We start from the raw sequence: 25,276 nt of genomic DNA on the forward strand, positions 1-25,276 counted from the left end.
GCTAAACGTCTTTTCCTATTGAGCGCTGCTTCACGTACAGCGCGATGTCGAATACCTGGTCCGGCTGGCGGATGATGTCGACCAGCCGCCAGAGCGCCGGGTCGACCTGCTGCATCGGGTAGTTGAACAGCGATTTAAGCCCGTCCCCGAAGCGCATGGCCACCACGATGTCCTCGCGGGTCAGCGCATGCATCTGGTGCAGCAGCTCGTACTTCACCGGAACCGTGGAGCTGATCACCACGTGGGTGGCCTGCGCGGTGAAGTCCAACTCGTGGAGCGCGCGTTCCTCCAGCCCGATGTCCAGGCCCTCGCCGAGCTGGGCCACGACCCGGCGCCCGAGCGCAATCGACTCGGCGTCGATGTCGATCCCGAGCGCGGACGCGCCGGTGAGCGAGGCGACGTTCAGCAGCGTCATCGGGAAGGATCCCGAGCCGACGAGCAACAGCTTGGAATCCCCGGTCAGCGCGACGGCCCCGAATTCCTTGGCGATGCAGGATTCGATATTGGCAAAGTATCCCTCCGCTCCTACCTGCCCCTCCAGCAGCCGCAGCGCGCGGTACTTCTCGATGACCGCCACGCAGCGCGCCGACTGGCAACGCAGTTGGTCCACCAGCTCATCCGTGCCGGCGGCCGCGGCAAGCTGGGCGAAGGGGGGCACGTTGCCCGGATCGGTGACGAAGCGCGCGTAGTCCGCCAGCAGCTCCTCGAGCTCGCCAGCGTGCCGGGTCGAGCCGTCGTAGCCGTCGGCCGCCGCGCTGAAGTGGCGCAGGAAGCCGCGCAGCGTGGCCAGCATGGCCTGCGCACCGGAGCTCAGCTCCGGGCTTGCGCCAATCGATATTTCAGTCATGGATATATGCCCTCCCCTCGGCCACGATGGCCACGTGTCCGGCGAGGCGCAGCCCGGTTACCGTTCCGGAGCCGTAGTCGGCTTCCACGTCCATGCTGCCGCCGGGTTGCCGTACGCTGGCGCAGACCGGAGCGCGGTTCTTCGCGGCCAGGTACGCGCCGAGCGCGGCGGTTCCCGAGCCGCAGCTGCGTTCCCAGAGCAGGCTGCCCAGTGCGGGCACGTTGATCAGCGGGTCCAGCGCCCCGCGCGCCGGATCGTAGAGCATCACCCCGGCAACGGAGACGCCTTCGCTATGGCCCAGCTGCAAAGCCGCCTGTTCGGCGTGCTCGCGCAGCCCCTGGCCGTGGCCGGCGCACTCAATGACAAGGTGCACCGAATCCGCATACCGCACCAGGGCCGTTCCCGAGCGGGCTCCCGGGGACGGGTAGGGTTCGATGCTCAGCGGCAGCGGGCTGTCCAGCTGGCAGCGGTAGCCCGAATCCCGGGGCTCGACTCGGCAGCTCAGCAGCTCCTCGGCGCCCGAGGCTTCTAGAAAGAGTTCAACCCGGCCGGTCTGCCCCTGCCTCGAGGCGTGCAGCGCTGCCAGCGCCATCGCGGCGTTGGCGCAGAATTCGTCCCCTGCCATGTGCAGGCGCAACTGCGCCGCGGAGGATTCCGCCGGCAAGATGAACCCGACCTGTTCGGCATGCAGATGCTCGGCGCGCAACAACTGCTCCGCGATGGTGCGGTACTGCCGGGGCGGATGCTGGCTGGTGACCAGCACGGTGGTGTTGGATGTCGGGCTCAGCTTCGCGAAGTCCACTTCGGTGGTGCCCCTGGCCGCAGTGGAACGCGCGTATCTGCGTGCAGGCAGCGCGGAGGCGTGCCAGCGGCCGGTGTGGCGCGGGGTCCGGCGCAGCTGTGCTGACTGGCTCATGGGGCGGACAACCGGTCCGCGAGCAGCTCCACGCCGTCCACGGCCAGCGGGCCGGGTGAGGAATAGTAGTAGTTCAGCGGCACCACGGCCGCGTCCTCCTCGATGGCAGCGAGGCCATCGAGCTCGGGTCGATCGCGCAGCGCCTGGAGCACCTCCTGGTCGGTTTCCAGTGCCGAGGAACCGGTAGGCAGGTACATCGCGAAGACCTTGTCGGCGGCGCTGGCGATCAGTTCTTCCGTGGAAGGGTCGAAGTAGCGCTTGGGCACATCGCCGAAGGCATTCTCCAGGCCGAGCAGCTCCATCTGCTCCGAGACCAGCGATTCCCCTCCATAGGATCCGAGGCCGCCGGCGCTCGGCACGTATAGGGACAGCGCGCGCTCTCCGCTGCCCTGCTCAACGCGCGCCGCGGCGGCCGCTACACGCTCGCGCATGTCCTCCACCGCATTCTCGGCCGCCTGATCGGTGCCGAACAACTGGCCGTAGGACTGCACGTCACGGTAGATCTGCTCGAATCCGCTCACTCCTCCGGTGGAGCGGTCTTCGAATCCGGCGCAGTAGCCGCTCACGGTCAGCATCTGGACCCCGGCCTCGTCCAGTCGTTCGGCCAGGGAATCCAGATCGACTCCGGCTGCGATATCGGTGCCGATGACCACGTCGACTCCCGAACCGAGGATCATCTCGTAGGAGACGTCGTGCGAGTCCTCCGTGATCCGCTCGGCGTCCTCCACCACGGCCTTGGTGGCCGCGTCGAAAGGCACCTCCAGGCTGCCAGCGTAGTGCGTCAGCTTGTCGCCGGCTCCAGCTGCGGACAGCAGCGCCGGAGCCTCCGAACCGACCGCGAGCACGCTGCGCGGTGCCGCGTCGAACACCACCTCCCGGCCGCAGCTGTCAAGGGTGATGCTGCCGGCGGCCGATTCATTCTGCGCGCTGTTCACGGTTCCGCCGGGGACGGCGCAGGCGGTGGCCACGGCCAGGATGACGGCGGGCATGGCCACCATCCAAGGATTGATTCTTCTCATAGATCATTGCTCCATTCGGTGCGGCCAGGGCGGGGACCTTAGGTCTCTGAGTACGCCTTTTAGCCAACAATCGTAAACACTAATGAGAATCATTCTCAAAAGTCAAAACGATGACGGCCCGCCGTCTCCTTGAACCCACGCCAGCCCCGCTCGCCCGGATAGGCCGCAGCGCACCTCGGAACAAAAATAGATCGCCCGCCGTACCCGGAATTTCCGGGTACGGCGGGCGATCTCCTGGATATCCAGCCTAGAGAGGATCTGGCATTAAAGCCCTTCAGCGGTCAGCCAGGCCGAAGCGATATCGGCGGCCGACTTCTGGTCAACGGTGCTTTGCACATTCAGCTCAACCAGGGTCTCGGCACTCAGCTTTTCGCTAACCGGGTTGAGCACCTCGGCCAGATCCGCTGACAGCTCGGCGGAGACCACCGGAACGACGTTCGAAGCCAGGAACAGCGACTCGGGGTCTTCCAGCACCACGAGATCTTCGGTTTTGATGCGCGGGTCGGCGGTGAACACGTTGGCAATGTTCACCGTGCCGGCGACCAGATCTTCAACGGTGGTGTCGCCGGTCCCGGAGAAGTCAGCCTTCACTCCATAGACGCTTTCGAGCCCCTTAGGGCCATAGGGGCGTTCGGCAAGCTCCGGTGGCCCGCCGAGGGTCAACGGCTCGCTAACATTCGCCAAGTCCTTGATGGACTTCAGGTTATTTTCCTCAGCAAACGCCCGGGTCACGGTGTAGGAGTCCTGGTCAGAGGCCTCGGCCGCTTCAAGGACCGCCAGAGAATCCGGAAGCTCCGACGTCAGCTCGGTGTAGACCTCATCGGCGGCACGCGCTTCGGTGTCTTCCTTGAAGAATTGCAGCAGATTGCCGGTGTACTCGGGGAACACATCGATACTGCCCTCTTCGAGCTGAGGCATGTACGCGTCCCGCTGACCAATGCTGTACTTGCGTTCCACCTCTTTGCCGGCCCCTTCCAGCGCCTGGGCGTAGATCTCGGCAACGATCTCATTCGAGTAGTAGGCCTGCGAGCCGACAACAATCGTTTCTCCGCCGCCTTGTTCGGCGTTGCTCTCGGTTGCCAGCGGGTCTCCCCCTGCGCAACCAGCCAAGACAAGACTGCCCGCCAGCATTGCGGCTGCGCTCGGGATAGTGCGTTTCAGTTTCATGGCTTTTCCCTTTCCTGGGATGTCGAGTGACCTATTTTCGGGCTTGCATCTTCACCGGCGGTTTTGTCTGGGGCGAGCTTGCGCGGTGCCTTCTTCCTAGCTTTTCCCAGGCCCTCCGGAACTGCCGTCTTTTGAATCACGGCGAACAACAGGTCCAGGAGCAACGCAAGCACCGCCACCATGAGCGCTCCGCCGAGAACCATGTCGAAGCGCCGCAGATTCAGTCCGGTAATAATTGGCAGGCCCAGCCCGCCAAGGTTCACGTAGGCCGCGATGGTCACCGTTGCGACCACTTGCAGCATGGCTGACCGGATTCCGCCTACGAGCAGCGGCAGGCCGAGCGGGATTTCAACCTTGAAGAGGATCTGCCACTCGGTCATCCCCATGGACCGAGCCGCGTCAAGGGTCTTGCGGTCTATGGCTTCAAACCCCGTATAGGCTCCGGCCAGCAGCGAAGGGATGGCCAGTAGAACAAAGGCGACCATGGCTGCTTCGGGTTTGTGCAGCACGCCAAAGAGCAGCACCAATAAGATCAGCAGGCCGAAGGAAGGTACCGCACGGGCGACACCCGCGGCGCCCACGGCGATCTCGCGCCCAATGCCGGTGTGCCCGATCGCCCAACCGGCAGGGATGGCAATGACTCCCGCAAGGAGCACCGCCGCCACCGTGAACAGCAGATGCTGGCCAAGCAATGCCTGCAGTCCCCCGCTGCCTTCCCACTGCTCTGGCGCGGAAATCCATTCAAGTGCCTTGGCAATCAGGTTCATGGCGACACCCGCGTTCTGGCCGCATGCGTGGCTTTTCGCTTTGGTTGCTTAATTTGACGTGTCCAAGGCATCAGCCATCGTCCGAGGAGGACTAAGAGTAGGTCGATGGCTAGGGCAATCAAGGCCACCGCAAGGATCCCCGAAAAGACTTCTTCGATGATGCGCCGCTGGAGGCCGTTCGTGAACAGGTATCCCAGGTTCGTCACACCCACCAAGATTCCCACGGTCGCTAGCGAGATGGTGCTGACCGCGGTGACGCGCAGTCCGGCGAGAATCACCGGACCGGCAAGCGGCAGGTCCACCGCGAAAAACCGGCGCCCGGGCCCGTAGCCCACGGCAGTTGCGGCCGCGCGCGCGGCAGGGTCTACGGAGTCCAGTCCGTCCACGACGCCGCGGACCATAATCGCAATCGCGTAAATGCTCAGTGCCACGATCAGGTTGGCTTCACTGATCGCGCTCATTCCGGTGAGCACCGGCAGGAGCATCAGCAACGCGAGCGAGGGGATGGTGTAGAGCAGGCCGGTGGTTGTCACTACCGGTCCGCGAACGATTCGAAATCGCCAAGCTACCCAGCCCAGCGGGATGGAAAGCAGGAATCCGATGACGATCGCTATCAGGCTCTGCCGCAAGTGCTCTAGCGACAGCGACCCGATGAGTCCCAGATTCTCGAGTATCCAGTTCACGCCTTGGATCCGTCCTCGACGAGTCTTCCCTGGGTCCGGCCTTGGGAATCCACGAGCACGGCACCGTGGGGCGTATTTTTGACGCTCAGTGCTCTGGCTCCACGGTCTGTGCCGATGAAAGAAGCCACGAACTCGTTGGCTGGGTTTTCAATGATTTCACTCGGGCTACCCACCTGCAGCTTCTGCGCACCGGCGGACAGGATCACCACCTGGTCGCCGAGGAGGAATGCCTCATCGATATCATGGGTGACGAAGACAATCGTCTTATCAAGTTCTTGTTGCAGCCGAATCAGTTCCTGCTGCAGTTCGGCGCGCACAATGGGATCGACGGCACCGAAGGGCTCATCCATGAGCAAAATATTCGGGTCAGAAGCCAAGCCACGGGCCACTCCGACACGTTGCTGCTGGCCTCCGGATAACTGGTGCGGGTATCGGTCAGCCATGGTTGAGGGCAGGCCTACGGTCTCCATAAGTTCCAGTGCCCGGGTTCGGGCAACCTTGCGAGATTTGCCTTCGAGCCGGGGAACCGTGGCGATGTTCTCTGCCACAGTGAAATGCGGGAGAAGCCCCGAGTTCTGCATGACGTAGCCGATACTGCGGCGCAGGCCCACCGCGGGCTTTGTGGATACGTCCTGGTCGTCTATGCGGACCGTGCCGGCACTGGGGTCAACCATGCGATTGATCATGCGCAGCAGTGTCGTCTTGCCGCAACCAGAGGAACCCACGAATACGGTGGTGCGATGGGCTGGAATCGTCAGGCTGAAGTCCTCAACAGCCGTGGTGCCGTCTGGATAGTGCTTGGAAACGGTATCAAATTCGATCATGCACTGTTGCTCCCCACTAGCTCGTTGTGATCAGCTGCGTCGTGCCTGTGCATACATTGGCTCCTTGCGGTGGCGTTGAGCCTAATTCTGCCCTAAAAATCCGATGACGGCACGGCAGACTATGAATTGATTTTCGCTCGATCTTCGAGACAATACGCACTAAACCTTCAAGCCACATTAGGATCGACATAAACATAGTTACTACTTTTGGAGGAATATCTTGCTTATCCCCGCCGTTGTCCTAGCGTCCCTCTCGCTGACCACCGGGATTTTTACGGCCTCTGCGCCAGCGGTGACTGGCCCCGAAGCAGAATTACTGACAGAAATGTGGGATTCGGTGCTGACCCTCGATGCGGCCACCGGGTTGGTCCTTGACGAAAACATGCAGCAGGAATGGGTCTCAATGACGGTCGTGGACGTCCAAACAGGAAAAATTCTAAGTGAGACCACACTGACTCCTGGGCATGCAGGAACTCCGGTCCAGGTTCCGATATCGGTTCTTCCGCTTCGAGATCGCTTGGGCTGGAATTAGTCGCTTTTCGCCGAAGACGGAATGCTCCGACCTCCACAACCGTTCGCTGGACGGAGCTTTGCCTGTTTCCATCGCACGATCATCGTTCTGATAAGCGCCACGAAGGACAGCGGGATCACCATTGCCCCGGCAGCCAGCGATAGATCAGCGGTGATTCGGAATACTCCAGCCTCAGGGAAAGCATCGCTCAGCAGCAATGCCCATATGGTGCTTGGAATAATTCCCAGAGCCAGCGAGAGCAACGTGAACAGCAGAACGCTCACCCGAGTTGAAACGACGAATCCAAGGAACGCCATCAACCCAGCGAATCCGAGCCACGGCAGCAGCGGGAAACCCAGTGCAAACCACAAACCCGCGTCGAGATAAGTCCACCAAGGGGCACGGGCAAGCAACGGATCCACGACAAGCAACAAGATCGCCCATCCTGATCCGCAAAGCAGCGGCAGAAATCGCCATTTGTTTTTTGTTACCAGTTGATTGTTCCCGACACCGCGCGTTTGCTCAGAGATCTCCACGGATTCGTTCCTGTCGGGTTTTGAAAGTCTTAGTGATTGGACCTGCACCGAGGAGATGCGCTTCGATTGGAGCCTTGCCTATTCCGCGGGTGCTGCCGACTGTGGCCGAATCCAAGTTGCTGCCCTTCGTTGCGCTAGCCCACGAATGCTCATCCACGCGATAGCGAAGCACAGCATGAGGAAGGCCAAAGCAGAGGCAAGCCCGGATACGAGGTCCAGCGCTTGGTAGAAAATTGCGCCGAGCGCCAGTACCACGAAGACCCCGCCGGCGGCGGAACCGATCGCGCCCATCAGCGCCTGGGAGTTTCCGGTAGCTGCGGGTCGCTTCTTCTCACGAATCGCCAGGGCGATGGTTGCCCCCGTGGCGGGAAAGACCGCGGCGATCGCGCCGATCCACGCGCCGTTGGCCAAGGCCAGCACCAGCCCCCCACCAATGCCGGACAGCGAGAACGGTGATTCCTTAGCCAGAATTGGCCAGAAAATTGCGGCGCCGAGCGCGGCGCCAAACACAATGCCGGCCAGGATCGCCAGCCCGAAGAGCGGCAAAGTGAACGATTCGGCCTTCTGCCCAGCAATTTTCACCATATGGTGATCATATGCGATTGCTATTTGACTTGTCGATATTTAATGCGTTGCAGTGATACGTCAGTCTTTGCCGGTTAGTCGTTCAGGTCGTTTGCCCCACGGACCCGAGCTTGGCGGTCAGGGAATCCCGCCGCTGCCAGCAGCCGAGCAGGCCCAGTCTGGGGAGCAGCAAGCTAACTGAACTCTGCGCCCGGATCGTTAACATGGCCCCAGCATCGGCAGAGTTCCTTGCCTTGGATACACGAAATGCCCCAAACCGCTGGTGGTTTGGGGCATTTCGAGGATTGAAGCTTAGGCTTCGAGCACTACCGGAACGATCATCGGACGGCGGCGCAGCTTGCGCGACACCCACGAACCGATGACGCGGCGCACGATCTGCTGCAGCTGGTGGGTGGAGTGGTTTGGATTGTTAGCCACTGCCTCCAAGATCGCTGCGGCGATCTTTGGCTTGATCTCGTTGAAGACCGCATCGTCCTCGGCCACGCCGCGGGCGTGGATGTCTGGCCCGGAGATCAAGGTGCCGTTCTGGCGGTTGATCACGGTGATCACCGAGATGAACCCTTCTTCGCCCAGGGTGACACGGTCCTTGAGGTCCTCGTCGGTGATGGTACCGACCTTGGAACCATCCACGTAGACGTAACCGCATTCGACCTGGCCAACGAGTTCGGCTACGCCGTCCTTGAGGTCAATGACCGAACCGTCTTCCGCGAGGATGACGCTCTCTTCCGGAACACCGGACAGCGCGGCCAAACGGCCATTGGCGATCAGGTGGCGGGTTTCGCCGTGGACCGGAAGAACGTTCTTCGGACGGACGATGTTGTAGCAGTACAACAGCTCACCGGCCGAGGCGTGGCCGGAAACGTGGACCTTGGCCATGCCCTTATGGATGACCTCGGCGCCCAAGCGCATCAGGCCGTTGATCACGCGGAAGACCGCGTTCTCGTTGCCCGGGATGAGGCTGGAGGCCAGGATCACGGTGTCACCCGGGTTGATCTGGACCTTGTGTTCACCGTTGGCCATGCGGGACAGTGCTGCCATCGGCTCACCCTGCGAACCGGTGGACATCAGCACCACCTTGTGATCCGGCAGCTGGTCAACCTGCTTCAGGTCAACAACGACCCCCTGCGGGATGTGCAGGTAGCCGAGGCGCTCGGCGATGCCCATATTGCGCACCATCGAACGGCCGATGAAAGCAACCTTGCGGCCGTGCACGGCTGCAGCATCCAGCACCTGCTGGACGCGGTGCACATGCGAGGAGAAGGAGGCGACGATGATCCGGCGGCGGGCCCGAGCAAACTTCGCTTCCAGCACCGGACCGATTTCGCGTTCGGCGACGGTGAAGCCCGGCACCTCGGCGTTGGTCGAGTCGGTGAGGAACAGGTCCACGCCCTCCTCGCCGAGCTTGGCGAAGTGGCGCAGGTCGGTGATGCGGCCGTCGAGCGGCAGCTGATCCATCTTGAAGTCACCGGTGTGCAGCACGGTACCGGCTTCGGTACGCACGAACACGGCCAGCGCGTCTGGGATCGAGTGGTTCACCGCGACGAATTCGCACTCGAACTCGCCGATCTGAGCCACTTCATTCTCGGTGACCACGTTGGTGATCGCCTTGATGCGGTGCTCGGCCAGCTTGGCTTCGATGAAGGCAAGGGTCAGCTTCGAACCATACAGCGGGATATCTTCGCGCAGACGCAATAGGTACGGAACCGCACCGATGTGGTCTTCGTGGCCGTGGGTGAGCACTACGCCCACCACGTCGTCCAGACGATCCTTGATGTAGGAGAAGTCGGGCAGAATCAGGTCAACGCCCGGCTGGTGCTCTTCGGGGAAGAGCACACCGCAGTCGATGATCAACAGCTTGCCGTTGATCTCGAAAACGGTCATATTGCGGCCGACCTCGCCCAATCCGCCCAGCGGAACGGTACGTAGGGTCCCCTTCTTCAGCTTGGTCGGCTTCTGCATACGCGCAGTATCGGCCTTGCCTACTGAACTTTCAGTCATAAGTGGTTAAGCCCTTTCGTTAAAGATCCCATCCACCTTCACGTAGGTCCGCGCGGATGGCATCGAGTTCTGCGTCCGATGGTGCCAGTAGCGGCAATCGAACGACGGTGTTCGGCAGGACACCCTGCCAGTGAAGTCCATATTTTGCGGCAACTGCGCCCTGAATGTGGCCCATGATGCCGCGCTGGATCGGGTCCAGCTCGAAGTGTGTAGCGCGTGCAGTCGCCAAATCCCCGGCATGCATCGCATCAACAAGCGTACGGTACTTAGCCGCTGCGACGTGAGCCGTCACGGAAACGACACCGGCGGCGCCGGCTGCCATCAGTGGCAAAGTCAGTCCGTCGTCCCCGGAGTACACGTGCAAATCGGTGTTAGCCAGCACGGTGGTGGTCGACTGGTAGTCGGCCTTTGCATCCTTCAACGCAATGACCTGAGGAATCTGCGCTAATTCAATGATAGTTTCCGGGCTCAGCGCGATTCCGGTGCGTCCAGGGATGTCGTACATCATGATCGGCAGGTCAATGGCCTCGGCAATCGCCTTCACGTGGGCGATGATTCCAGCCTGACTTGGCTTGTTGTAATAAGGCGCGGTGACCAGGATGCCGTGAACTCCGGCCTCCTTAGCACCGAGCGACAAACGGATGGAGTGGCGAGTGTCATTAGTTGTGGAGCCTGCCAGCACCGCTGCGCGGTCGCCCACCGCATTGACGACGGTGCGGAACATTTCGATGTTCTCTTCGTCGGTGAGCGTCGAGGTCTCCCCGGTAGTGCCGGTGACGACCAGACCGTCGCAGCCTTCATCAACGAGTTTGACAGCCAGCTTGGCGGCGACATCATAGTCAACCTCACCTGCCTCGGTGAAGGGGGTGACCATCGCGGTCAGCACGGTACCGAACGGGAACGACTGATTATCAATTTCACTAGTTGCCATGGCTTAAATCTACACGCGGAAGTGTCTTGATGGCATATTCATGTTGTTCCGTGATGCGATATGTCTATGGACGTGGAAACAAAGGCCCGCAGACTGCCCGGATTAGATGCAGCCAGGGCGCTAGCCATCTTGGGAATGTTTGCCGCCCATATCTTTGATCTCTTCGCCCGCGATGCGACGGGTGCGCTGCAGCCAACCCTGACCGGAGCCGCGGCAAATGGCCGCTCCTCGGTGCTCTTCATGGTGCTCGCCGGTGTTTCGCTGACCTTGTTCGCCCGCGCGCTGGAACGCAAGGGCATGGATCGCAAGTCCTCGTCGCTGGTGCTGCTGCGCCGCGCGGCGGTTATCGCGGCGCTGGGCATGCTGATCGGCCCGGCGAACGAGTCCATCGCGAACATCCTGGTGCACTACGGATTGCTGTTCCTCGTGCTGATCCCGGCGTTATTCGTGCCAGCGAAAGTTCTGTGGGCACTGGCCGGTGGCTGGCTGCTGCTCGCTCCACTCATCTGGCGGCCGCTGGCGGCCGGTGATGCCGGAGCGTCGCTGAACCACAACCCGACCTTCACCGACTTTGCGCACCCGGGATTGCTGCTTGAGGACCTGCTGGTCACCGGGTACTACCCGCTGCTGATCTGGATCGGCTATGGCCTGCTCGGGGTAGCTGTGGGGAAACTTCGACTGGCTAGCCGAGGCACGGTGGCATGGTTGGCAGCTGGCTCGGTAGTCGTCGCGGCGCTAAGCCTGCTCATTGGATGGCTGAAGATCCTGCCTTGGGTCGATGGGATCGGCGCGGTCTCCGGGGTTCCTCGCTCGCAGCTGTTTACCGCGCTGGTCACCGGGCGCTCACCGTCCGGGAACCTCGACTCGTTCATGACTCAATCCGCATATATTTGGCTTCCCACCGCGCACTCAGGGTCGCTGATTTTCACCATTCATGCAGCCGCCTGCGCCGTTGCGCTCTTGGCGGTATCGCTGCTCTCAATCCCCTATCTGGGCTATTTCGGCCAGCTCATTGCAAGCGCCGGGAGGGCTCCGCTGACACTCTACATCGGTCATTTGATCTTGTTGCCGATGCTGCAGCTGGGGCTCTCGCAGTGGACCCAATGGTGGGTATTGTGCGTGCTGATGCTGCTCACCGCGTTGATCTTGCACCACACCCGTAGGGCAGGCCCGCTGGAAGCTGGAATTCGCTACCTGAGTGAATTGCCGAATGCGGACCACAAAGAGAACCCAAGCTAAGCTCTCCGCCAGTCCCCGAAGGCAAGAAATATGCATCTCGCTATTAGGCCAACTGACAAGGGATTAGTTAGACTTTCCTTATGATCAAACGCGTCCATTCCCGGCAGAGGCTGCATAATATTCCGCTCAAATCTTCGTGCATTTTGCTTGCTCTTGCGCTCATCGGATGCTCTTCGGCGCCCATCGATCCACCGCGCGAACCTTCATCTGCACCGTCCGAATCCCCCGCTGCCCCAAGCCTTCGCGAATTTGATCTTGACAACGCGTTATGGGAATTAAGCGACGGATACGGTTCCGAAGAATCCACAGCGCTTCAGTTCAAGAACGGCAAGGCGAACCTCAACACCGCCGAATACTCCATTGGGGACGTAGTCTATTCGGATATGAACGGCGATGGAGTCGAAGATGCCTTAGCGCCGGTCGAAATGCTAGACGGCAACAGCTTCTCCTCGCTTTGGTTTATCTGGCTAGCGGCCATCGAACAGCCAGAACAATTAATCCACCCTGTAGCGGCCAGCAGAAGCTGCGGTGATTTCATCAATGAGGTGACCGCCATACCCGGTGGCATAGAGATTACGGAAACTCGTCGCACCATCTTCGATGAGGACCGATCATGCGCAGAGGGAGGAACCTGGGAGGAAACGCGAACCATCGCCGTCGAGCAATTTGGCGAGGACAAGATCTGGCTTCCCGTTCAAACGGGCCCCGAACGCGGCTACGGCGGCGTTTGCAATGAAGAACTGCCCGGCGATGTCGTGCCCTTTGACGAGCCCTACTACCTGGCGCCCACGACGGAAGCCAAGGAGGAATTCTCATCTGGTGAGATCCGCGGGATCAGCATTGCTGGACTTGAAGATCAAGGCACTGAGGGCGGAGAACCCGGCGGGTGGCGGCTCTACAACGTGGTGGAGAATGACGACTCCGTAGAGCGCTGCATCTGGCTCCCCATCCACTAGAGCTAGACTTCTGAAATATCTCAATTAAAACGGCAGGAGCTTCGAAACCAAGAGTAGGTTGCGAAGCTCCTGCCGTTTCATGTGTTCAGATCACTTGCTCGTTGTGCTCGCGTTCTTCTCGGCCACGAAGAAATTCACGGCAGTTCGCATCGAAGCTCGTGCACGTTTCCGGTCTCCACTGGCGTCATAAGCCAAAGCCAAGCGGTACCAAGACTTCCAGGATTCAGGATGGGCCTCGACGTCTTGCTTGTGGATCGGGAAGTCAGCGTCAGCAGCTTCTCGCACGAACCTGCCCGAGGGCATGCGGGGCAAGTCTTCCGGCAGTTCGCCGAGTTCTGCGAGAATTTTTCCCATCTTCTCGGTGCGCAGTCCGAAGAGAATCTCGCGGATCAAGATCCACACGCCCAGCGCAGGAATGACGAAGACCGCAACGCCTATGGCGATGGCGATCGGTTCGCCGGTGCGCATGAAGCGCATCGCTTGGGTGAAGGACATGGCAATATACAAAACGAACAGCAGCAGAATGCCGCCTACCCATAGTTTGGTTTTCACTGGCCCAACTCCAAGTAGCCGTCGAGCCCATAGGTAAGTCCTGGGCGCGAGGCGACGGTACGCAGGCCGAGCAGCACCCCTGGCATGAAGGATGCCCGGTCATAAGAATCGTGGCGCAGGGTGAACTGCTCGCCGGGGCCGCCGAAAAGAACTTCCTGATGGGCCACCAGACCGCGCAGACGCACTGAATGTACGTGCACGTCGTCCACGAGGGCGCCTCGGGCACCGTCAAGTTGGGTTTCCGTTGCGTCCGGGCTTTTCGCCACGCCGGCGTCCCTGCGGGCTGCGGCAATCAGCTCGGCGGTGCGCACCGCGGTGCCGCTGGGTGCATCCACCTTGTTGGGGTGGTGCAGTTCGATAATCTCTACCGACTCAAAGTATTTTGCGGCCGTGGCCGCGAAGGCGCTGGCAAGCACCGAACCAAGAGCAAAGTTTGGGGCGATCAGCACACCTGCTTCGGGGTGCTGCGCGAGCAGGTGCTCAAGCTTCGCACGGCGCTCGTCGTCCCACCCGGTGGTTCCCACTACTGCGTGCAAGCCATTCTCCACGGCGAAGCGCACGTTGGCTTCGGTGGCTGTCGGTACCGACAGGTCAACGATGTGGGTTGCGCCTGCCTCAAGAATTTCTTTCAGGTCTGCGCCTCGTCCAAGGCTCGCCACGAGATCCATATCGGCGGCTTCGGAGACGGCTTTAACCGCTTCCGCGCCCATTCGTCCTGCGGCGCCAAGCACCGCAACCTTAATCTGTGCACTCATGGGTTTAAGCCTATCGCCTGTACCCTGCAGGTCTTCGCATCGGTGACGTGATCTGCGCCTGATCCAGTCGCGACGGCACCGCGGGGATCCACCTCCAAGATTTTGCGATCATCTCGAGATATACGGCGTGTAGCTTGTAATTCAATTCTTCACAAGGAAAAATGGAAGACAGGATCTTTCTAGGAGTTGTCAAGTAATGGGGACCGTCCTGAAGCGATGGCGCGCTATCACATTCATCTTATTTGCTGTTGCTTGTGGAACTGTCGCTTGCGGTTCCGGCGATGTACCGACGTCGTTAAGCGATGAAGAGCGCTCTAGGCTCGTTGATCTGCTGGAGCAGGAAAGTTCGTGGATCGAAACGCCATCATGCCAAGTCGAAGTTTTCCGTCAGGACGCCGATACCACCTATGGCTGGGCGACCTGCGTGACCGCAGCCTCGGCACCCGATCAGGAAATAGACCAGGGGCATTCCTACCCTTTCCGTGCCGATGGAGATGAAGTAAGCACTCCCGGTGACGGCAGCGACTACCAAAAAGACATTGAAAAGCTCTTCCCCAAGGAGCTATGGCCGGCAATCGAGCAACACGCGGTGGGTCTGCCTTAAAGCTGCAATGCACTATTGCCCGCGATGATTGGCTATCCTTGATCCTCAGTTAACTGAATACTAGATTTTTCGTGGAATCGTCCGCGGACGGAAGGTTATGTGTGCGGCACGGTTATTTTGGACAGGTCCCGGAGTCTTTGCGCACTCGATTATCGGTGCGCGTGGCCGGCGAAGGTCCGGACGTGGTTCTCATCCACGGGTTGGGAGCTTCAAGCCGCTATTTCACTCCTCTGGCCACGGAGTTGGCCCGTGACCATCGAGTGATTGTGCCCGAGCTACCCGGGCATGGCAAAAATATGGATGATGGACGCCCAGTCAGCGTGGCACGCTTCGCCCACGAAGTGTCCCTAGCGCTGCGCACGCTCAACGTGAAAAATGCGGTGATTCTCGGGCATTCGATGGGGGCACAGGTGTCCATTGAGATTGCACGGACCCGACCCGAACTGCTCGAACACCTCATCATTGCCGCACCCGCGGTCAATGACCGGGAAGACACGCTTTTTCGTCAAGCGCGCCGTTTAATCCAAGACTTCCCTCAAGAGTGGAACGCGGTCAAGGCGATCCTGCTCGTTGACTACCTACGCTGCGGGATTCCGTGGTGGGCTAAGAGCTGCTCGGAAATGCTCGACTACTCGACCATTGATCTGTTGCGCACCGTCCCCGTTCCCGTGGATGTGGTCTGCGGTACGCAAGATTCACTTTCACCGCCTGAATTTGGGCTACGGCTGACGGCTAAGGCCCCGCAGGCGAAACTGACGGTGTTCCAGAACGCTGCTCACGGTTTTAATTACTCGCATTTCGAAGAGCTCGCTGAGCTTGTACGCAAAGCAAAAAATTCGGCTGTTTCAGCGTCAACGTGCTGACGTTCAAAAGCAAGAAGTGTATTGGCGGACTGTCCAAACCTGTATCTCCAACCCCTTGAATTAGAGTTTCGCTCGGCATAGGGTTGCCCTGAGAAACATCAACCCAGCATGTGAGGTAAGCGATGAGGCGCACTCTGCGAACATTTGCAGCAGCAGCAGCGCTTACCCTGGCAGCCACGACTCTGGCGGTTCCCGCACAGTCCTACGAGAGCTACAACATGGACAATTCTTGGGCGAAAAGCAGCGGTAAAGTATGGCGCGATGACAATCGAAGCATCGGTTTCAATCTGGCGCTCACCGATGACAATCGCGATGGCAAGTGCGTCTACTACCAATACCAGGGAGTACGCAACAATGCTCCGGATACCGGATGGTCCCGGCTGACCACCAACGTGTGTGGTGCGGGAACGACAAAATATTATCGAGACGATTCCAAGCGCGTCATTCCGTACTATTCGCTCACCGTCAACGGGTTCCGCGTGCGAGCCTGCAAGGCAATCAACAACGCTCCCGACACTTGCACCGCGGCCTCGTACGTCGCCACTCGAGGCAAATACAACAAGGGATAGCGTTTTTCCGGCACAAATGAAGGGACGCCAGGTCAAGCAACATTTAGTGCGACCTCGCGTCCCTGCAAATTCTCTGCTTGCGTTTAGCGTCCGAGCGCCTGCGCCGACTCGAATGGGCCAACCACGGTGATGGTCCGCTCCTTGGCCGCAAGCTCTTGAGCCAATGCCTGTACGTCCTTGGTGGTGACCGCGTTTACGCGGCTCAGCGCCTCATCTATGTCCTGGAATTCGCCGGTGACCATCTCGGCCCGACCCAGACGCGACATACGGCTTCCCGGGTCTTCCAGTGCCAACACCGTTCCGCCGGCGAGCTGGCCTTGGGCCTGAGCCAGCTCGGAATCGGTGATGCCGTCGCTTGCCAAACGGTCCAGCTCGGATTCGAGCAAGCCGATGACTTCCCCGGCTTTTGCCGGTGAGCAACCTGCGTACATGCCGAAGTAACCGGCATCCGTGTATGCGGCCGAGAATGAATAAGTGGAGTAGGCAAGACCGCGCTTTTCACGGATTTCTTGGAAGAGTCGTGAACTCATGCCGCCGCCGAGGACCGCGTTGAGGACCGCGAGGACCTGACGCCGGTCGTCTTGTCCGCTAATGCCAGGGCAGCCGATGATGATGCTGGCCTGCTCGACCGGACGGTTGATGACTTCTATGCCGGGTACCGAAACGATCTGTGCCGGTTCCGAAGAACGGCGAGGCTCGGGCACGGCCATGGGATCTAGGTCCCAGCCAGCCTCGGACAACGAAGTGAGCACCATGGAGCACAATTCATCATGGTTCAGCGAACCAGCTGCGGTGATGATCACTTCGCTCGGGCGGTAGTGGGCCCGGTAGTGTTCCATCACTGCCTCGCGGGAGATCTCCATGATCTCGGCCGGGGTTCCGCCTATCGGGCGAGCCAGCGGATGATCGCCCAAAACCTTGGCGACGAAGCGTTCGTGGGCGACCTCGGTGGCGTCGTCGGCGTCCATGGCAAGTTCCTCGATGATCACCCCGCGCTCCTGCTCCAGCTCCAGCGGATCGATTACCGCGGAAGTCACCATGTCCGCGATGACATCCATCGCCATCGGCAGATCAGTGTCCAGCACTCGCGCGTAGTAGCAGGTTGATTCCTTCGCCGTCGCGGCGTTCGATTCGCCACCTACCGCGTCAAAGGACTGAGCTATTTCAAGTGCGGTGCGCTTCTTGGTTCCCTTGAACAGCAGATGCTCCAAGAAATGCGTCGAGCCGTAGTGTCCGGCTTCTTCATCTCGGGATCCCACCGGGACCCAGAAACCAACGGTGGTCGAACGCTGGCCTGGCATGGCTTCGGTCAGTACACGGACGCCTCCCGGAAGAATGCTGCGGCGAACTTCCGCGCCACCTTCACCGCGGTGGACCAGCGAGGGGTCAGCCGGGTCAATCGGAGAGAACTGTTGAGCCTCTACCGAGTGCAATGGCAACGGAATCATGACCACAGAGAAACATCCTTAAATCATTGGGTCCCGGAGCCTTGGTCCGGGCAGAACATTGTCCCTATTCTCCCACAGCCCCGCAGTCGAATACGTGGAACTAGGGGCAACCTCTCAATTGCTGGCCGCGCTTCATTTTCAAGGCTTTCCGAAGATACGTCGCCTAAGCAGCCCGACTCGAAGCAACGGCAATCAAGGTCCGGCTCACCAACAGGTGAGCCGGACCTTGAGTGAAACGCATCGACAGACGGAGTTGAGAGCCAAGAACCTGCCGCTGGTTCAGCTGCTCAGCTATCGCTAGGCGTGGTCGGATCAAACGGTGGTCGAATGCTGGGACCGCCCGGGTCGGGTCGGTCAGGTGGAGTAGTCGGATCTGGAGGAGCGGCGGGAGTCGTTGGATGGTCCGGCACGTTCGGCCGCGGTGGCTCGGCAGGAGATGGCCAGCCTGGTTCTCTCGGAAAATCTGGATCGGTTGATTCCATATTATTTTCCCCTTAGCTCCGGTGAACGATTCCCCGCTATTGCGGCTATCCGTCCATTCAAATACTCCACGCAGGATATTTCAATAGCCACGAAGGGATCCGGTGCGCACAAACTAAGGCAGTGAGCAGAGAAACTATGCGATGCCGCCGGCTATGCGATGTTGGTACGGTCAAACGCGTCGAGGCTGATGCCCTGCTCCAAGATCAATTTGGCCCATTCCTTGGCCGAGTGCAGGCTGTGGTCACGGTAGTTGCCGCAGCTGACTGCCTCGGTGCCCGGAACATCATCCCAGGTGACGCGCTCTGCCAGATCTTCCAGGGAAGATTTGATCGCCGCGGCAACTTCTTCAGGCGTTGGCTCGCCCCATGCGATGAGATGGAACCCGGTACGGCAACCAAAAGGCGAGAAATCGATCAGGCCCTCGAAACGGGTACGGATCAGGCCGGCCAGCGTGTGCTCGATAGTGTGCAGGCCCGCAGTAGGGATCTCACCATGATTAGGCTGGACAAAACGGATGTCGTAGTTGGAGATGGCGTCCCCCTTGGGACCATGGTCCACCCCGATGCGACGCACGTAGGGGGCCTTGACCTTGGTGTGATCCAGGGCGAAACTTTCGACTTCGGCAAGTTCAATATCACTCATAGTTTCAGTCTATCCGCTCCCCCGTGAGCAAAATCGAAAAACTTCATCGTCCGTAACCGATAAACTCTGATGCGAACACTGGTTGCTCTTTCACCGTATTTTCCAGCCCGTGCCAAAGACTTGTTTGTTGTTGAGAGGAACCCAATGTCGGATCAGAAGACCCTGCTTGTATTCGCGCACAGTGACGAAGCCTCAGCTTTTACGGACGTACCGCATGTGGTCTCGGGGGTAGGCAAGGTCAACGCCTCGGTAGCTCTTGCCGGTGCGCTCGCCGAGGGCAACGTTGAGCGAGTAATCGTTTTGGGCACCGCCGGTGTCGTCGGCAGCGCCGACGAAGACCGCCCCAGCTTGGACACGATCTATCAGGTCACCCGATTGATCCAGCACGACTTCCCATTGGCCTCGGCCGACGTAGTGCCTGCCGGTGAGATCCTGCTGCCAGATACGCAGGCGACCATGGCCACCGGCGACGTATTTGTCAGCAATGACGAGCAGCGCACGCACATCTCCGGGCTGAACGCGGCTTTGGTGGATATGGAGGGCTACGCCTATGCCAGCATGTGCCAGCGGTTCGACGTTCCGCTGCAGATCTTCAAGGTGCCATCGGACTACGCCGACAGCGCCACCAGCATGGATGACTGGGATGCGATTGTCGTGGCCAAGAGCGTTCAGCTTCGCGAGTTCTATGATGCGCACCTGAGCTCGGCAATCGACGCCGCTAAATAATACTGAGGGCTCAAGAGCTGGGCGGTTTCGTCGGACAGGTGAGCGGCTGAACATCGGCTGCGGCCGATGAGCCGAACACCAGGCGCAATCCCGTTGCCTTGCGTTCTCTCACCTGCGGTTCGCACTAGAATCGAACCACATGCATCGAACGGAGAAAGTTTCATGACGGCACCGTCAAACGCACGTGTCAGTGCAGGAGACCTCTCTGTGCCTCGTCATCATCAGTTGATTGTCTCGCTGTTCGGACTTTATGCTCGCCAGCACGGTGGAGCGCTGCCGGTGGCCACGATCATCACGTTGATGCAGGATGTGGGAGTTGAATCAGCCGGAACTCGCTCCTCGATATCTCGGTTGAAAAAACGGGGAGTCATCGAGAGCATTCAGGTGCGAGGCCGAAGCGGGTACTCGTTGGCTGAATCGGTATTGACCACTTTCGCCGAAGGCGATGAGCGCATCTTCCATCCGCGCCGGGCCACGGCCCAAGACCGCTGGCTGCTGGCGACGTTTACCGTGCCCGAAACCCAGCGGAATATTCGGCATAAAATCCGCTCTTCGCTGGTGCGGATGGGCTTCGGTTCGGTGGTTCCAGGACTATGGATTGCCCCAGAACATGCCAAGGACGCGGCATTGGCCTATTTCTCCCGGCACGGCTTGAATGAGTATTTCGAGTTTTTCCTTGCCGAGCACATCGGCGGTGCGCAAATTCAGAAGAATCTTGATTCGTGGTGGGATCTGGACTCACTCGATCAGCTTTATTCTGAATTTTTGAACGAAAATCGCGGCAGGTTGGAAAGCTGGCGGCAACGCGTCGGCAGCGGGGACAGCAATGAGCTTGAGGCTCGGGCATTCGCAGATCATTTGATTCTGCTGACCCAGTGGCGCCGGCTCCCCTATTCCGACCCCGGGCTGCCGGCAGAACTGCTCCCAGATGGATGGAATGCGTTAAAGGCCGAGGATCTATTCCACGACCTGCACACTCTCTTGGCGCCAATGGCGGCCCGCCATGCCCAACGTGTGATCGGTGCGGAAGACTGATACAACCCGTATAAATTAACCGAGCTCCCCACGCAAGAAAAGGACCACGAAATCACCCGGTGATTTCGTGGTCCTTTGCTGTTTCTAGTGCCTAGTTGCGATCCTGAATCACCGCGACGCCCTGAATTTCGATCAGCGCTTCCTTCTGCCACAGGCGCGTGACACCAACTCCGGCCATGGCCGGGTACTCGGTGCCAGCCATTTCACGCCACAGTCGGCCAATTTCGCGGCCATTGGCCATGTAGTCATCAACGTCGGTGAGGTAAATGGTGACGCTTACCAGGTCCTCCGGGTGCCCGCCCGCTTCAACCAGAGTGGTCAGCACGTTGGAGAACACCTGCTTGAACTGCTCGACAATTCCGCCGGGAACGATATTCATATCCTTGTCCAGGGCAGTCTGTCCGCCAAGGTAGACCGTGTCTCCGGCTTTCATTCCATGGGCATAGCCAGAGGGCTTCGCCATGGAAGCCGGGTTGATCGTCTCATTGCGGTGAAGCTTGGTTTCAGTCATGTCCTGCTCCTGTTCCGGGCCAATCAAATTTGCCCCATTTGGCTCTAGCGCCATCTTTGTGATGCGTGCTACATTGAGCTTACGTGACGGCAGTAAAAAAGTCGACACATAGATTCAGTGCCGAACGACCAAGGGGAACACACTAATGAAACTCGCAACGATTCAAGCTGGAGGGAAGTCCCTGGCCGCGATCCAGGTTGCTCAGGGCTACCTCCCGCTTCCAGCCAGCAATCTCAGCGAGCTTTTGAAAGAAGAGGCTTGGTTCACCACCGCCTCCCGGATACTTGAAAATCACGGCGAGGACTCACTGATCCCAACCGACGAAGTTCAGCTGCTTAACCCGGTTCCCGCGCCCTCCAAGGTGATCTGCTGTGGCCTGAACTACGCGGATCACATCTTGGAGATGGGACGCGAACTTCCTCAATACCCCACCTTGTTCGCCAAGTTCGCCGACACCCTCACCGGCCCGGATTCGGAAATCATCAGCACCGTCTCAAGCGACGTTGATTGGGAAGCCGAACTTGCGGTAGTGATCGGAGCCGAGATCTCCAACGCCTCCGAAGAAGAAGCCACAGCCGCCATTGCCGGCTACACCGTGGCCAACGATATTTCGATGCGCGATTGGCAGCGCCGCACACTGCAATGGTTCCAAGGCAAAGCCTTCGACGGCACGACGCCGCTGGGCCCGGTGCTCGCCACTGCCGAAGAAATCGACCCGGAGATGGGCGTAGAGGTCATTTGCCGAATTAATGGCGAAGAAGTCCAACGCGGCAACACCTCAACTTTTGTCTACTCAGCGGCCCGGCTCATCGCCTACATCTCCGAATTCACCACGTTGCGTCCCGGCGACATCGTGCTGACCGGGACGCCTGGCGGAGTCGGCATGGGCATGAATCCACCACGCTTCCTCTGCGACGGAGACGAGCTCCAAACAGAAATTCCAGGAATCGGAACCCTAATAAACCGCTTCCGGCTACGCGTGGACGTTCCGGCGGCAACACATTAATAGCCAACTATCAAGCATCATTCATTTCGAAGGAGAACACCATGACTGAAGCACCAATGACCTACCGCACCGAAGGCGACAATTCGATCTACGCCTCCGAAAATGGCCAGGTCGTCCCTGTGGTCACCCGCGCCGGATCGGAAGACACCAATACCGCGCAGTCCGGGGATTGCATCCGCGTTTCGGGTGTGAGCATCCAGCACACGCCCGCCACGAAGATCTGGTTCGGTCAGGTCTCCAATGTGCCTGGCTACCGCTCCTTGCCTCATCATCACGGCGAAGCTGAAACTGGCGGCTACGTGTTGCGCGGCCATGGCCGGATCTACTTCGGCGAAAACTATGAACAGTACGCAGATATGAAGGCCGGAGACTGGGTCTTCGTCCCGCCCTTCATGCCGCATGTGGAAGCGAATATGTCGGTAACCGAGGAGCTGGTGTGGCTCACCGCGCGTACCCCGGAAAACATCGTGGTGAACTTGCCCGATGTTTCCGACGACTCGCTGGAAGGATACCGCCGAGCATGAACACCACCGCACTTTCCGCGCAAGTATTCCTCGACGCCATCGAACTCACCCAGTGCGAGGCCGAAGTCTTCGACCAGGCGTTCACCGCGGTTCCGCAGTACGTTCCATGGCCCAAGGCCTACGGCGGAGACATGGTTGCCCAAGGCGCGTTGTCCCTGATGAAATCGGTGGACACCGATCGTTCCCTGCACTCGATGCACTCGTACTTCTTGCGCCCAGTGGATATGCACCAGGCGGTGCGCTACGAGGTGGAGCATTTGCGCGATGGACGCGGATATTCCACCCGTCAAGTACGTGCGTTCCAGAATGGCAAACCCGTCTTTGCGGCGTTGGGCTCTTTCCACGTCCCCGAAGACGGTGCCGAATATTCCCAGGACGCTCCGGGCGAATCGCTGGATCTAGATCCGGAAACGCTGGCAAGCGCTGCCGACGTCCTGCAGGGAGTCGAAAGCGATGCCGCCAAGTACTGGGCCGGCGGACGGAGCTTCGATATGCGCCACGTGCCCGAGCCAATCTATCTACCCGGTGAGCGTGAAAAAACCGCCAAGCAGGCCGTATGGATCCGCGCGTTCTCGCCCCTTCCGGATGACGCCATCATCCAGAAGTCGGCCCTGGCCTACGTCTGCGACTACACCATCTTGGAGCCGATCATGCGCAGCCTCGGGCTGAGCTGGGCAGACCAGGGTCTGGTGACGGCCAGCCTGGATCACTCCATGTGGTTCCACCGGGAAGGCCGCATGGACGATTGGGTGCTGTATGCCCAAGAAGCCGTGTCCAGCCAAAATAACCGCGGTCTGGCCCTTGGGCGTTTTTACACCCGCGAAGGAAAGCTCTTGGCCACCGTCGCCCAAGAAGGGATGATCCGCCCCGCGCGGACCACCACTGACTAGGACATCCGAACGAATCACCAAACGGAGTTGCCTTATGGAACTATCACCCTCAGCTCATGAAGATACCTTCACCCGAGACCACCTCCCTCCACGGGAGCTGTGGCCGACAATGGAATTCACCTTGCCCGAGCTGCAATACCCGGAACGGATGAATGCCGCGCAGGTCCTGATCGACCAGACCGTGGCGGATTTCGGCGCGGATCGCACCGCGCTGCTGGCTCCGGATGGCACCAGTCTTTCCTACGGCAAGTTGCAACGCCAGGCCAATCAGGTTGCCCAGGTGCTGGTCGAGGACTATGGCCTGCGTCCCGGAAACCGGGTGATGCTGCGCGGGCCGAATAATTCCTGGCTCGTCGCCTCCTGGCTTGGCGTGCTCAAGGCCGGCGGAGTAGTGGTCACCACGATGGCGGCGCTGCGTGCCGCGGAGATCAGCAAGTTGGCCGAGCTGACGCGCCCGTTGCTGCTCATCACCGATCACCGTTTCGCCGACGACGCGCGGCAGGCTAGCAACGGCGGGTATCCGGTCCTCAGCTACGGCGGCGCGGGCAACGATGACCTGGTCAAGCTGGCCGAGCGCAAATCAGGTGATTTTACTGCGGTGGATACGGCCGCCGACGATGTGGCATTGCTTGGACCGACCTCGGGCACCACCGGCGTTCCCAAGATCACCATGCATTTCCACCGCGATGTGCTGGCCAACGCGGACACCTTTGCCCGCTACATCCTCCAACCCACCCAGGATGACGTCTTTGCGGGGTCTCCCCCATTGGCATTCACCTTCGGCCTCGGTGGCCTGGTCGTATTCCCTTTCCGCTTCGGTGCCAGCTCGCTGCTGACCGAACGAGCCACACCGGTGGAGCTGGCCGAGTATTCCCATCAAGCCGGTGCGACCATCTTGTTCACCGCTCCCACCGCATATCGCGCGATCCTCAAAAACGGCAAAGAGGACCTGCTCAAGCCGCTGCGCGTCGCGGTTTCCGCCGGGGAACATCTGCCGGCAGAAACCTGGCATCAGGTCAAGGACGCCACGGGGCTGGAATTGGTCAATGGCATTGGCGCGACCGAGCTGCTGCACGTCTTCGTTTCCGCAGCGGGTCAGGACATCAGACCCGGCGCCACCGGCAAAGCGATTCCTGGCTTCCGAGCAACGGTCCTGGACGAAGCTGGCAACGAAGCCGCTCCGAACGAGCCAGGCCGGTTGGCGGTCATCGGGCCTACCGGATGCCGCTATCTCGATGACGAGAGGCAGCATAACTACATCTGCAACGGCTGGAATATCACCGGAGACATCTTCTACAAAGACGAAGATGGCTACTTTGTGTATCAAGCGCGCAGCGACAACATGATCGTCTCCTCCGGCTACAACATCGGTGGACCGGAGGTCGAACAGGCCCTCGACCAGCACCCGGACGTGCTGGAGAACGCCGTGATCGCCCGCCCGGATCCAAACCGCGGATCGATCGTTTGCGCCTTCGTGGTCCTCGTCGAAGGTGCCGAGGCCAGCGATGCGAAGGTCAAGGAATTGCAAGACTTCGTCAAAGCCACGATCGCACCTTACAAGTACCCGCGCGAGGTCCGTTTTGTTACGGAGCTGCCGCGCAATCCCAGCGGCAAGCTGCAGCATTTCAAGCTCCGTGAAGCGGCCAACGGATCACCGGTCGCTTAACCCCCTAATAACTTATCTGGGCC

Annotated in this window: 28 protein-coding genes; 12 read left to right on the plus strand and 16 right to left on the minus strand. The window is 59.9% G+C overall.

Annotated features, from left to right (window positions below):
* Position 1 precedes the first annotated feature (1 nt).
* The 7 genes from CQ019_RS14210 to CQ019_RS14240 all read right to left on the minus strand — a co-directional run bounded on the left by CQ019_RS14210 (position 2) and on the right by CQ019_RS14240 (position 6,223).
* Positions 2-847 (minus strand): class I SAM-dependent methyltransferase, encoded by an 846-nt coding sequence (locus tag CQ019_RS14210; RefSeq protein ID WP_258133947.1) that lies wholly within the window; start codon positions 845-847, stop codon positions 2-4.
* Complete coding sequence (locus CQ019_RS14215) at positions 840-1,763, minus strand: diaminopimelate epimerase (RefSeq protein WP_105569984.1); 924 nt, start codon at positions 1,761-1,763, stop codon at positions 840-842. The genes CQ019_RS14210 and CQ019_RS14215 overlap by 8 nt, the downstream gene beginning before the upstream one ends.
* On the minus strand, positions 1,760-2,782 hold the full coding sequence (locus CQ019_RS14220; protein ID WP_105569985.1) for an ABC transporter substrate-binding protein: 1,023 nt from the start codon (positions 2,780-2,782) through the stop codon (positions 1,760-1,762). The genes CQ019_RS14215 and CQ019_RS14220 overlap by 4 nt, the downstream gene beginning before the upstream one ends.
* A 264-nt stretch (positions 2,783-3,046) precedes the next feature.
* Entirely contained in the window at positions 3,047-3,949 is a 903-nt protein-coding gene (locus CQ019_RS14225) for an ABC transporter substrate-binding protein (protein WP_105569986.1), read from the minus strand.
* Complete coding sequence (locus tag CQ019_RS14230; RefSeq protein WP_105569987.1) at positions 3,946-4,716, minus strand: ABC transporter permease; 771 nt, start codon at positions 4,714-4,716, stop codon at positions 3,946-3,948. Before CQ019_RS14230 ends, CQ019_RS14225 begins: the two co-directional genes overlap by 4 nt.
* A complete protein-coding gene (locus tag CQ019_RS14235) occupies positions 4,713-5,399 on the minus strand; it encodes an ABC transporter permease (RefSeq protein ID WP_105569988.1) in 687 nt (228 codons plus the stop codon). Before CQ019_RS14235 ends, CQ019_RS14230 begins: the two co-directional genes overlap by 4 nt.
* Complete coding sequence (locus CQ019_RS14240) at positions 5,396-6,223, minus strand: ABC transporter ATP-binding protein (RefSeq protein ID WP_096288127.1); 828 nt, start codon at positions 6,221-6,223, stop codon at positions 5,396-5,398. The genes CQ019_RS14235 and CQ019_RS14240 overlap by 4 nt, the downstream gene beginning before the upstream one ends.
* A 220-nt stretch (positions 6,224-6,443) precedes the next feature.
* Here CQ019_RS14240 and CQ019_RS14245 point away from each other — a divergent pair, with 220 nt between their 5' ends.
* Positions 6,444-6,755 carry a hypothetical protein gene (locus CQ019_RS14245; RefSeq protein WP_105569989.1) on the plus strand — a complete coding sequence of 104 codons (312 nt, stop codon included), beginning with the start codon at positions 6,444-6,446 and terminating at the stop codon, positions 6,753-6,755.
* Here CQ019_RS14245 and CQ019_RS14250 read toward each other — a convergent pair.
* The 4 genes from CQ019_RS14250 to dapA form a co-directional block, all read right to left on the minus strand.
* On the minus strand, positions 6,752-7,270 hold the full coding sequence (locus tag CQ019_RS14250; protein ID WP_105554704.1) for a hypothetical protein: 519 nt from the start codon (positions 7,268-7,270) through the stop codon (positions 6,752-6,754). The two genes, CQ019_RS14245 and CQ019_RS14250, sit on opposite strands and share 4 nt — an antisense overlap.
* 78 nt (positions 7,271-7,348) lie before the next feature.
* Positions 7,349-7,855, minus strand: a complete 507-nt coding sequence (locus tag CQ019_RS14255) for a hypothetical protein (RefSeq protein ID WP_105569990.1) — start codon at positions 7,853-7,855, stop codon at positions 7,349-7,351.
* A gap of 291 nt (positions 7,856-8,146) precedes the next feature.
* Positions 8,147-9,814, minus strand: a complete 1,668-nt coding sequence (locus tag CQ019_RS14260; RefSeq protein ID WP_374954802.1) for a ribonuclease J — start codon at positions 9,812-9,814, stop codon at positions 8,147-8,149.
* 58 nt (positions 9,815-9,872) lie between these two features.
* On the minus strand, positions 9,873-10,784 hold the full coding sequence (gene dapA / locus CQ019_RS14265) for a 4-hydroxy-tetrahydrodipicolinate synthase (protein ID WP_105554706.1): 912 nt from the start codon (positions 10,782-10,784) through the stop codon (positions 9,873-9,875).
* 66 nt (positions 10,785-10,850) lie between these two features.
* On the opposite strand from dapA, the gene CQ019_RS14270 reads away from it, so the two are divergent.
* Positions 10,851-12,023 carry a heparan-alpha-glucosaminide N-acetyltransferase domain-containing protein gene (locus CQ019_RS14270; protein WP_181148510.1) on the plus strand — a complete coding sequence of 391 codons (1,173 nt, stop codon included), beginning with the start codon at positions 10,851-10,853 and terminating at the stop codon, positions 12,021-12,023.
* A gap of 80 nt (positions 12,024-12,103) precedes the next feature.
* Positions 12,104-12,979: a hypothetical protein gene (locus CQ019_RS14275; protein WP_105554708.1), complete on the plus strand. Its 876-nt coding sequence runs from the start codon at positions 12,104-12,106 to the stop codon at positions 12,977-12,979.
* Between the two features lie 90 nt (positions 12,980-13,069).
* On the opposite strand, the gene CQ019_RS14280 is transcribed toward CQ019_RS14275, so the two are convergent.
* Together CQ019_RS14280 and dapB are read right to left on the minus strand one after the other, a co-directional pair.
* Positions 13,070-13,531 (minus strand): hypothetical protein, encoded by a 462-nt coding sequence (locus CQ019_RS14280; protein ID WP_096288151.1) that lies wholly within the window; start codon positions 13,529-13,531, stop codon positions 13,070-13,072.
* The gene (dapB, locus tag CQ019_RS14285) at positions 13,528-14,286 is read right to left on the minus strand and encodes a 4-hydroxy-tetrahydrodipicolinate reductase (protein WP_096288153.1); all 759 of its coding nucleotides are present in this window, start codon (positions 14,284-14,286) and stop codon (positions 13,528-13,530) included. The genes CQ019_RS14280 and dapB overlap by 4 nt, the downstream gene beginning before the upstream one ends.
* A gap of 196 nt (positions 14,287-14,482) precedes the next feature.
* Between dapB and CQ019_RS14290 the strand changes: the two genes are divergently transcribed.
* From CQ019_RS14290 to CQ019_RS14300, 3 genes are all read left to right on the plus strand, one after another.
* Positions 14,483-14,890 carry a hypothetical protein gene (locus CQ019_RS14290; protein WP_105569991.1) on the plus strand — a complete coding sequence of 136 codons (408 nt, stop codon included), beginning with the start codon at positions 14,483-14,485 and terminating at the stop codon, positions 14,888-14,890.
* A gap of 161 nt (positions 14,891-15,051) precedes the next feature.
* The gene (locus CQ019_RS14295; RefSeq protein ID WP_181148512.1) at positions 15,052-15,753 is read left to right on the plus strand and encodes an alpha/beta fold hydrolase; all 702 of its coding nucleotides are present in this window, start codon (positions 15,052-15,054) and stop codon (positions 15,751-15,753) included.
* A gap of 122 nt (positions 15,754-15,875) precedes the next feature.
* On the plus strand, positions 15,876-16,322 hold the full coding sequence (locus CQ019_RS14300; RefSeq protein ID WP_146113378.1) for a hypothetical protein: 447 nt from the start codon (positions 15,876-15,878) through the stop codon (positions 16,320-16,322).
* Positions 16,323-16,405: 83 nt separating this feature from the next.
* On the opposite strand, the gene CQ019_RS14305 is transcribed toward CQ019_RS14300, so the two are convergent.
* Positions 16,406-17,776 carry a M16 family metallopeptidase gene (locus CQ019_RS14305; protein ID WP_374954803.1) on the minus strand — a complete coding sequence of 457 codons (1,371 nt, stop codon included), beginning with the start codon at positions 17,774-17,776 and terminating at the stop codon, positions 16,406-16,408.
* Between the two features lie 627 nt (positions 17,777-18,403).
* Positions 18,404-18,895, minus strand: a complete 492-nt coding sequence (locus tag CQ019_RS14310) for an S-ribosylhomocysteine lyase (RefSeq protein WP_105554711.1) — start codon at positions 18,893-18,895, stop codon at positions 18,404-18,406.
* Between the two features lie 144 nt (positions 18,896-19,039).
* Here CQ019_RS14310 and CQ019_RS14315 point away from each other — a divergent pair, with 144 nt between their 5' ends.
* Together CQ019_RS14315 and CQ019_RS14320 are read left to right on the plus strand one after the other, a co-directional pair.
* Positions 19,040-19,621, plus strand: a complete 582-nt coding sequence (locus CQ019_RS14315; protein WP_105554712.1) for a purine-nucleoside phosphorylase — start codon at positions 19,040-19,042, stop codon at positions 19,619-19,621.
* A 162-nt stretch (positions 19,622-19,783) separates the two neighbouring features.
* The gene (locus tag CQ019_RS14320; RefSeq protein WP_105554713.1) at positions 19,784-20,656 is read left to right on the plus strand and encodes a PaaX family transcriptional regulator C-terminal domain-containing protein; all 873 of its coding nucleotides are present in this window, start codon (positions 19,784-19,786) and stop codon (positions 20,654-20,656) included.
* Between the two features lie 91 nt (positions 20,657-20,747).
* Here CQ019_RS14320 and CQ019_RS14325 read toward each other — a convergent pair whose 3' ends face one another.
* On the minus strand, positions 20,748-21,167 hold the full coding sequence (locus tag CQ019_RS14325; RefSeq protein WP_105554714.1) for a RidA family protein: 420 nt from the start codon (positions 21,165-21,167) through the stop codon (positions 20,748-20,750).
* Positions 21,168-21,312: 145 nt separating this feature from the next.
* On the opposite strand from CQ019_RS14325, the gene CQ019_RS14330 reads away from it, so the two are divergent.
* Genes CQ019_RS14330 through CQ019_RS14345 form a run of 4 tightly spaced genes read left to right on the plus strand, consistent with a single transcriptional unit; the run spans position 21,313 to position 25,253 of the window.
* Positions 21,313-22,173 carry a fumarylacetoacetate hydrolase family protein gene (locus CQ019_RS14330; RefSeq protein WP_105554715.1) on the plus strand — a complete coding sequence of 287 codons (861 nt, stop codon included), beginning with the start codon at positions 21,313-21,315 and terminating at the stop codon, positions 22,171-22,173.
* A gap of 41 nt (positions 22,174-22,214) precedes the next feature.
* The gene (locus tag CQ019_RS14335) at positions 22,215-22,697 is read left to right on the plus strand and encodes a cupin domain-containing protein (protein WP_105554716.1); all 483 of its coding nucleotides are present in this window, start codon (positions 22,215-22,217) and stop codon (positions 22,695-22,697) included.
* Positions 22,694-23,587, plus strand: coding sequence for an acyl-CoA thioesterase II (locus tag CQ019_RS14340; protein ID WP_105554717.1), 894 nt, complete (start codon positions 22,694-22,696; stop codon positions 23,585-23,587). Before CQ019_RS14335 ends, CQ019_RS14340 begins: the two co-directional genes overlap by 4 nt.
* A gap of 34 nt (positions 23,588-23,621) precedes the next feature.
* Positions 23,622-25,253, plus strand: coding sequence for an AMP-binding protein (locus tag CQ019_RS14345; RefSeq protein WP_105554718.1), 1,632 nt, complete (start codon positions 23,622-23,624; stop codon positions 25,251-25,253).
* The last annotated feature ends 23 nt before the right edge of the window (positions 25,254-25,276 follow it).

The sequence above is a fragment of the Arthrobacter sp. MYb229 genome, assembly GCF_002975405.1.
In the GTDB taxonomy this organism is placed as follows: Bacteria; Actinomycetota; Actinomycetes; order Actinomycetales; family Micrococcaceae; genus Glutamicibacter.

What these genes read in the sequence shown, in the direction of transcription:
- CQ019_RS14210 (WP_258133947.1), bottom strand. Translation starts at nt 847, where the DNA reads ATGACTGAAATATCGATTGGCGCAAGCCCGGAGCTGAGCTCCGGTGCG.
- CQ019_RS14215 (WP_105569984.1), bottom strand. Translation starts at nt 1,763, where the DNA reads ATGAGCCAGTCAGCACAGCTGCGCCGGACCCCGCGCCACACCGGCCGC.
- CQ019_RS14220 (WP_105569985.1), bottom strand. Translation starts at nt 2,782, where the DNA reads ATGAGAAGAATCAATCCTTGGATGGTGGCCATGCCCGCCGTCATCCTG.
- CQ019_RS14225 (WP_105569986.1), bottom strand. Translation starts at nt 3,949, where the DNA reads ATGAAACTGAAACGCACTATCCCGAGCGCAGCCGCAATGCTGGCGGGC.
- CQ019_RS14230 (WP_105569987.1), bottom strand. Translation starts at nt 4,716, where the DNA reads ATGAACCTGATTGCCAAGGCACTTGAATGGATTTCCGCGCCAGAGCAG.
- CQ019_RS14240 (WP_096288127.1), bottom strand. Translation starts at nt 6,223, where the DNA reads ATGATCGAATTTGATACCGTTTCCAAGCACTATCCAGACGGCACCACG.
- CQ019_RS14255 (WP_105569990.1), bottom strand. Translation starts at nt 7,855, where the DNA reads ATGGTGAAAATTGCTGGGCAGAAGGCCGAATCGTTCACTTTGCCGCTC.
- CQ019_RS14260 (WP_374954802.1), bottom strand. Translation starts at nt 9,814, where the DNA reads ATGCAGAAGCCGACCAAGCTGAAGAAGGGGACCCTACGTACCGTTCCG.
- dapA (WP_105554706.1), bottom strand. Translation starts at nt 10,784, where the DNA reads ATGGCAACTAGTGAAATTGATAATCAGTCGTTCCCGTTCGGTACCGTG.
- CQ019_RS14270 (WP_181148510.1), top strand. Translation starts at nt 10,851, where the DNA reads ATGGACGTGGAAACAAAGGCCCGCAGACTGCCCGGATTAGATGCAGCC.
- CQ019_RS14275 (WP_105554708.1), top strand. Translation starts at nt 12,104, where the DNA reads ATGATCAAACGCGTCCATTCCCGGCAGAGGCTGCATAATATTCCGCTC.
- dapB (WP_096288153.1), bottom strand. Translation starts at nt 14,286, where the DNA reads ATGAGTGCACAGATTAAGGTTGCGGTGCTTGGCGCCGCAGGACGAATG.
- CQ019_RS14290 (WP_105569991.1), top strand. Translation starts at nt 14,483, where the DNA reads ATGGGGACCGTCCTGAAGCGATGGCGCGCTATCACATTCATCTTATTT.
- CQ019_RS14300 (WP_146113378.1), top strand. Translation starts at nt 15,876, where the DNA reads ATGAGGCGCACTCTGCGAACATTTGCAGCAGCAGCAGCGCTTACCCTG.
- CQ019_RS14310 (WP_105554711.1), bottom strand. Translation starts at nt 18,895, where the DNA reads ATGAGTGATATTGAACTTGCCGAAGTCGAAAGTTTCGCCCTGGATCAC.
- CQ019_RS14315 (WP_105554712.1), top strand. Translation starts at nt 19,040, where the DNA reads ATGTCGGATCAGAAGACCCTGCTTGTATTCGCGCACAGTGACGAAGCC.
- CQ019_RS14320 (WP_105554713.1), top strand. Translation starts at nt 19,784, where the DNA reads ATGACGGCACCGTCAAACGCACGTGTCAGTGCAGGAGACCTCTCTGTG.
- CQ019_RS14325 (WP_105554714.1), bottom strand. Translation starts at nt 21,167, where the DNA reads ATGACTGAAACCAAGCTTCACCGCAATGAGACGATCAACCCGGCTTCC.
- CQ019_RS14330 (WP_105554715.1), top strand. Translation starts at nt 21,313, where the DNA reads ATGAAACTCGCAACGATTCAAGCTGGAGGGAAGTCCCTGGCCGCGATC.
- CQ019_RS14335 (WP_105554716.1), top strand. Translation starts at nt 22,215, where the DNA reads ATGACTGAAGCACCAATGACCTACCGCACCGAAGGCGACAATTCGATC.
- CQ019_RS14340 (WP_105554717.1), top strand. Translation starts at nt 22,694, where the DNA reads ATGAACACCACCGCACTTTCCGCGCAAGTATTCCTCGACGCCATCGAA.
- CQ019_RS14345 (WP_105554718.1), top strand. Translation starts at nt 23,622, where the DNA reads ATGGAACTATCACCCTCAGCTCATGAAGATACCTTCACCCGAGACCAC.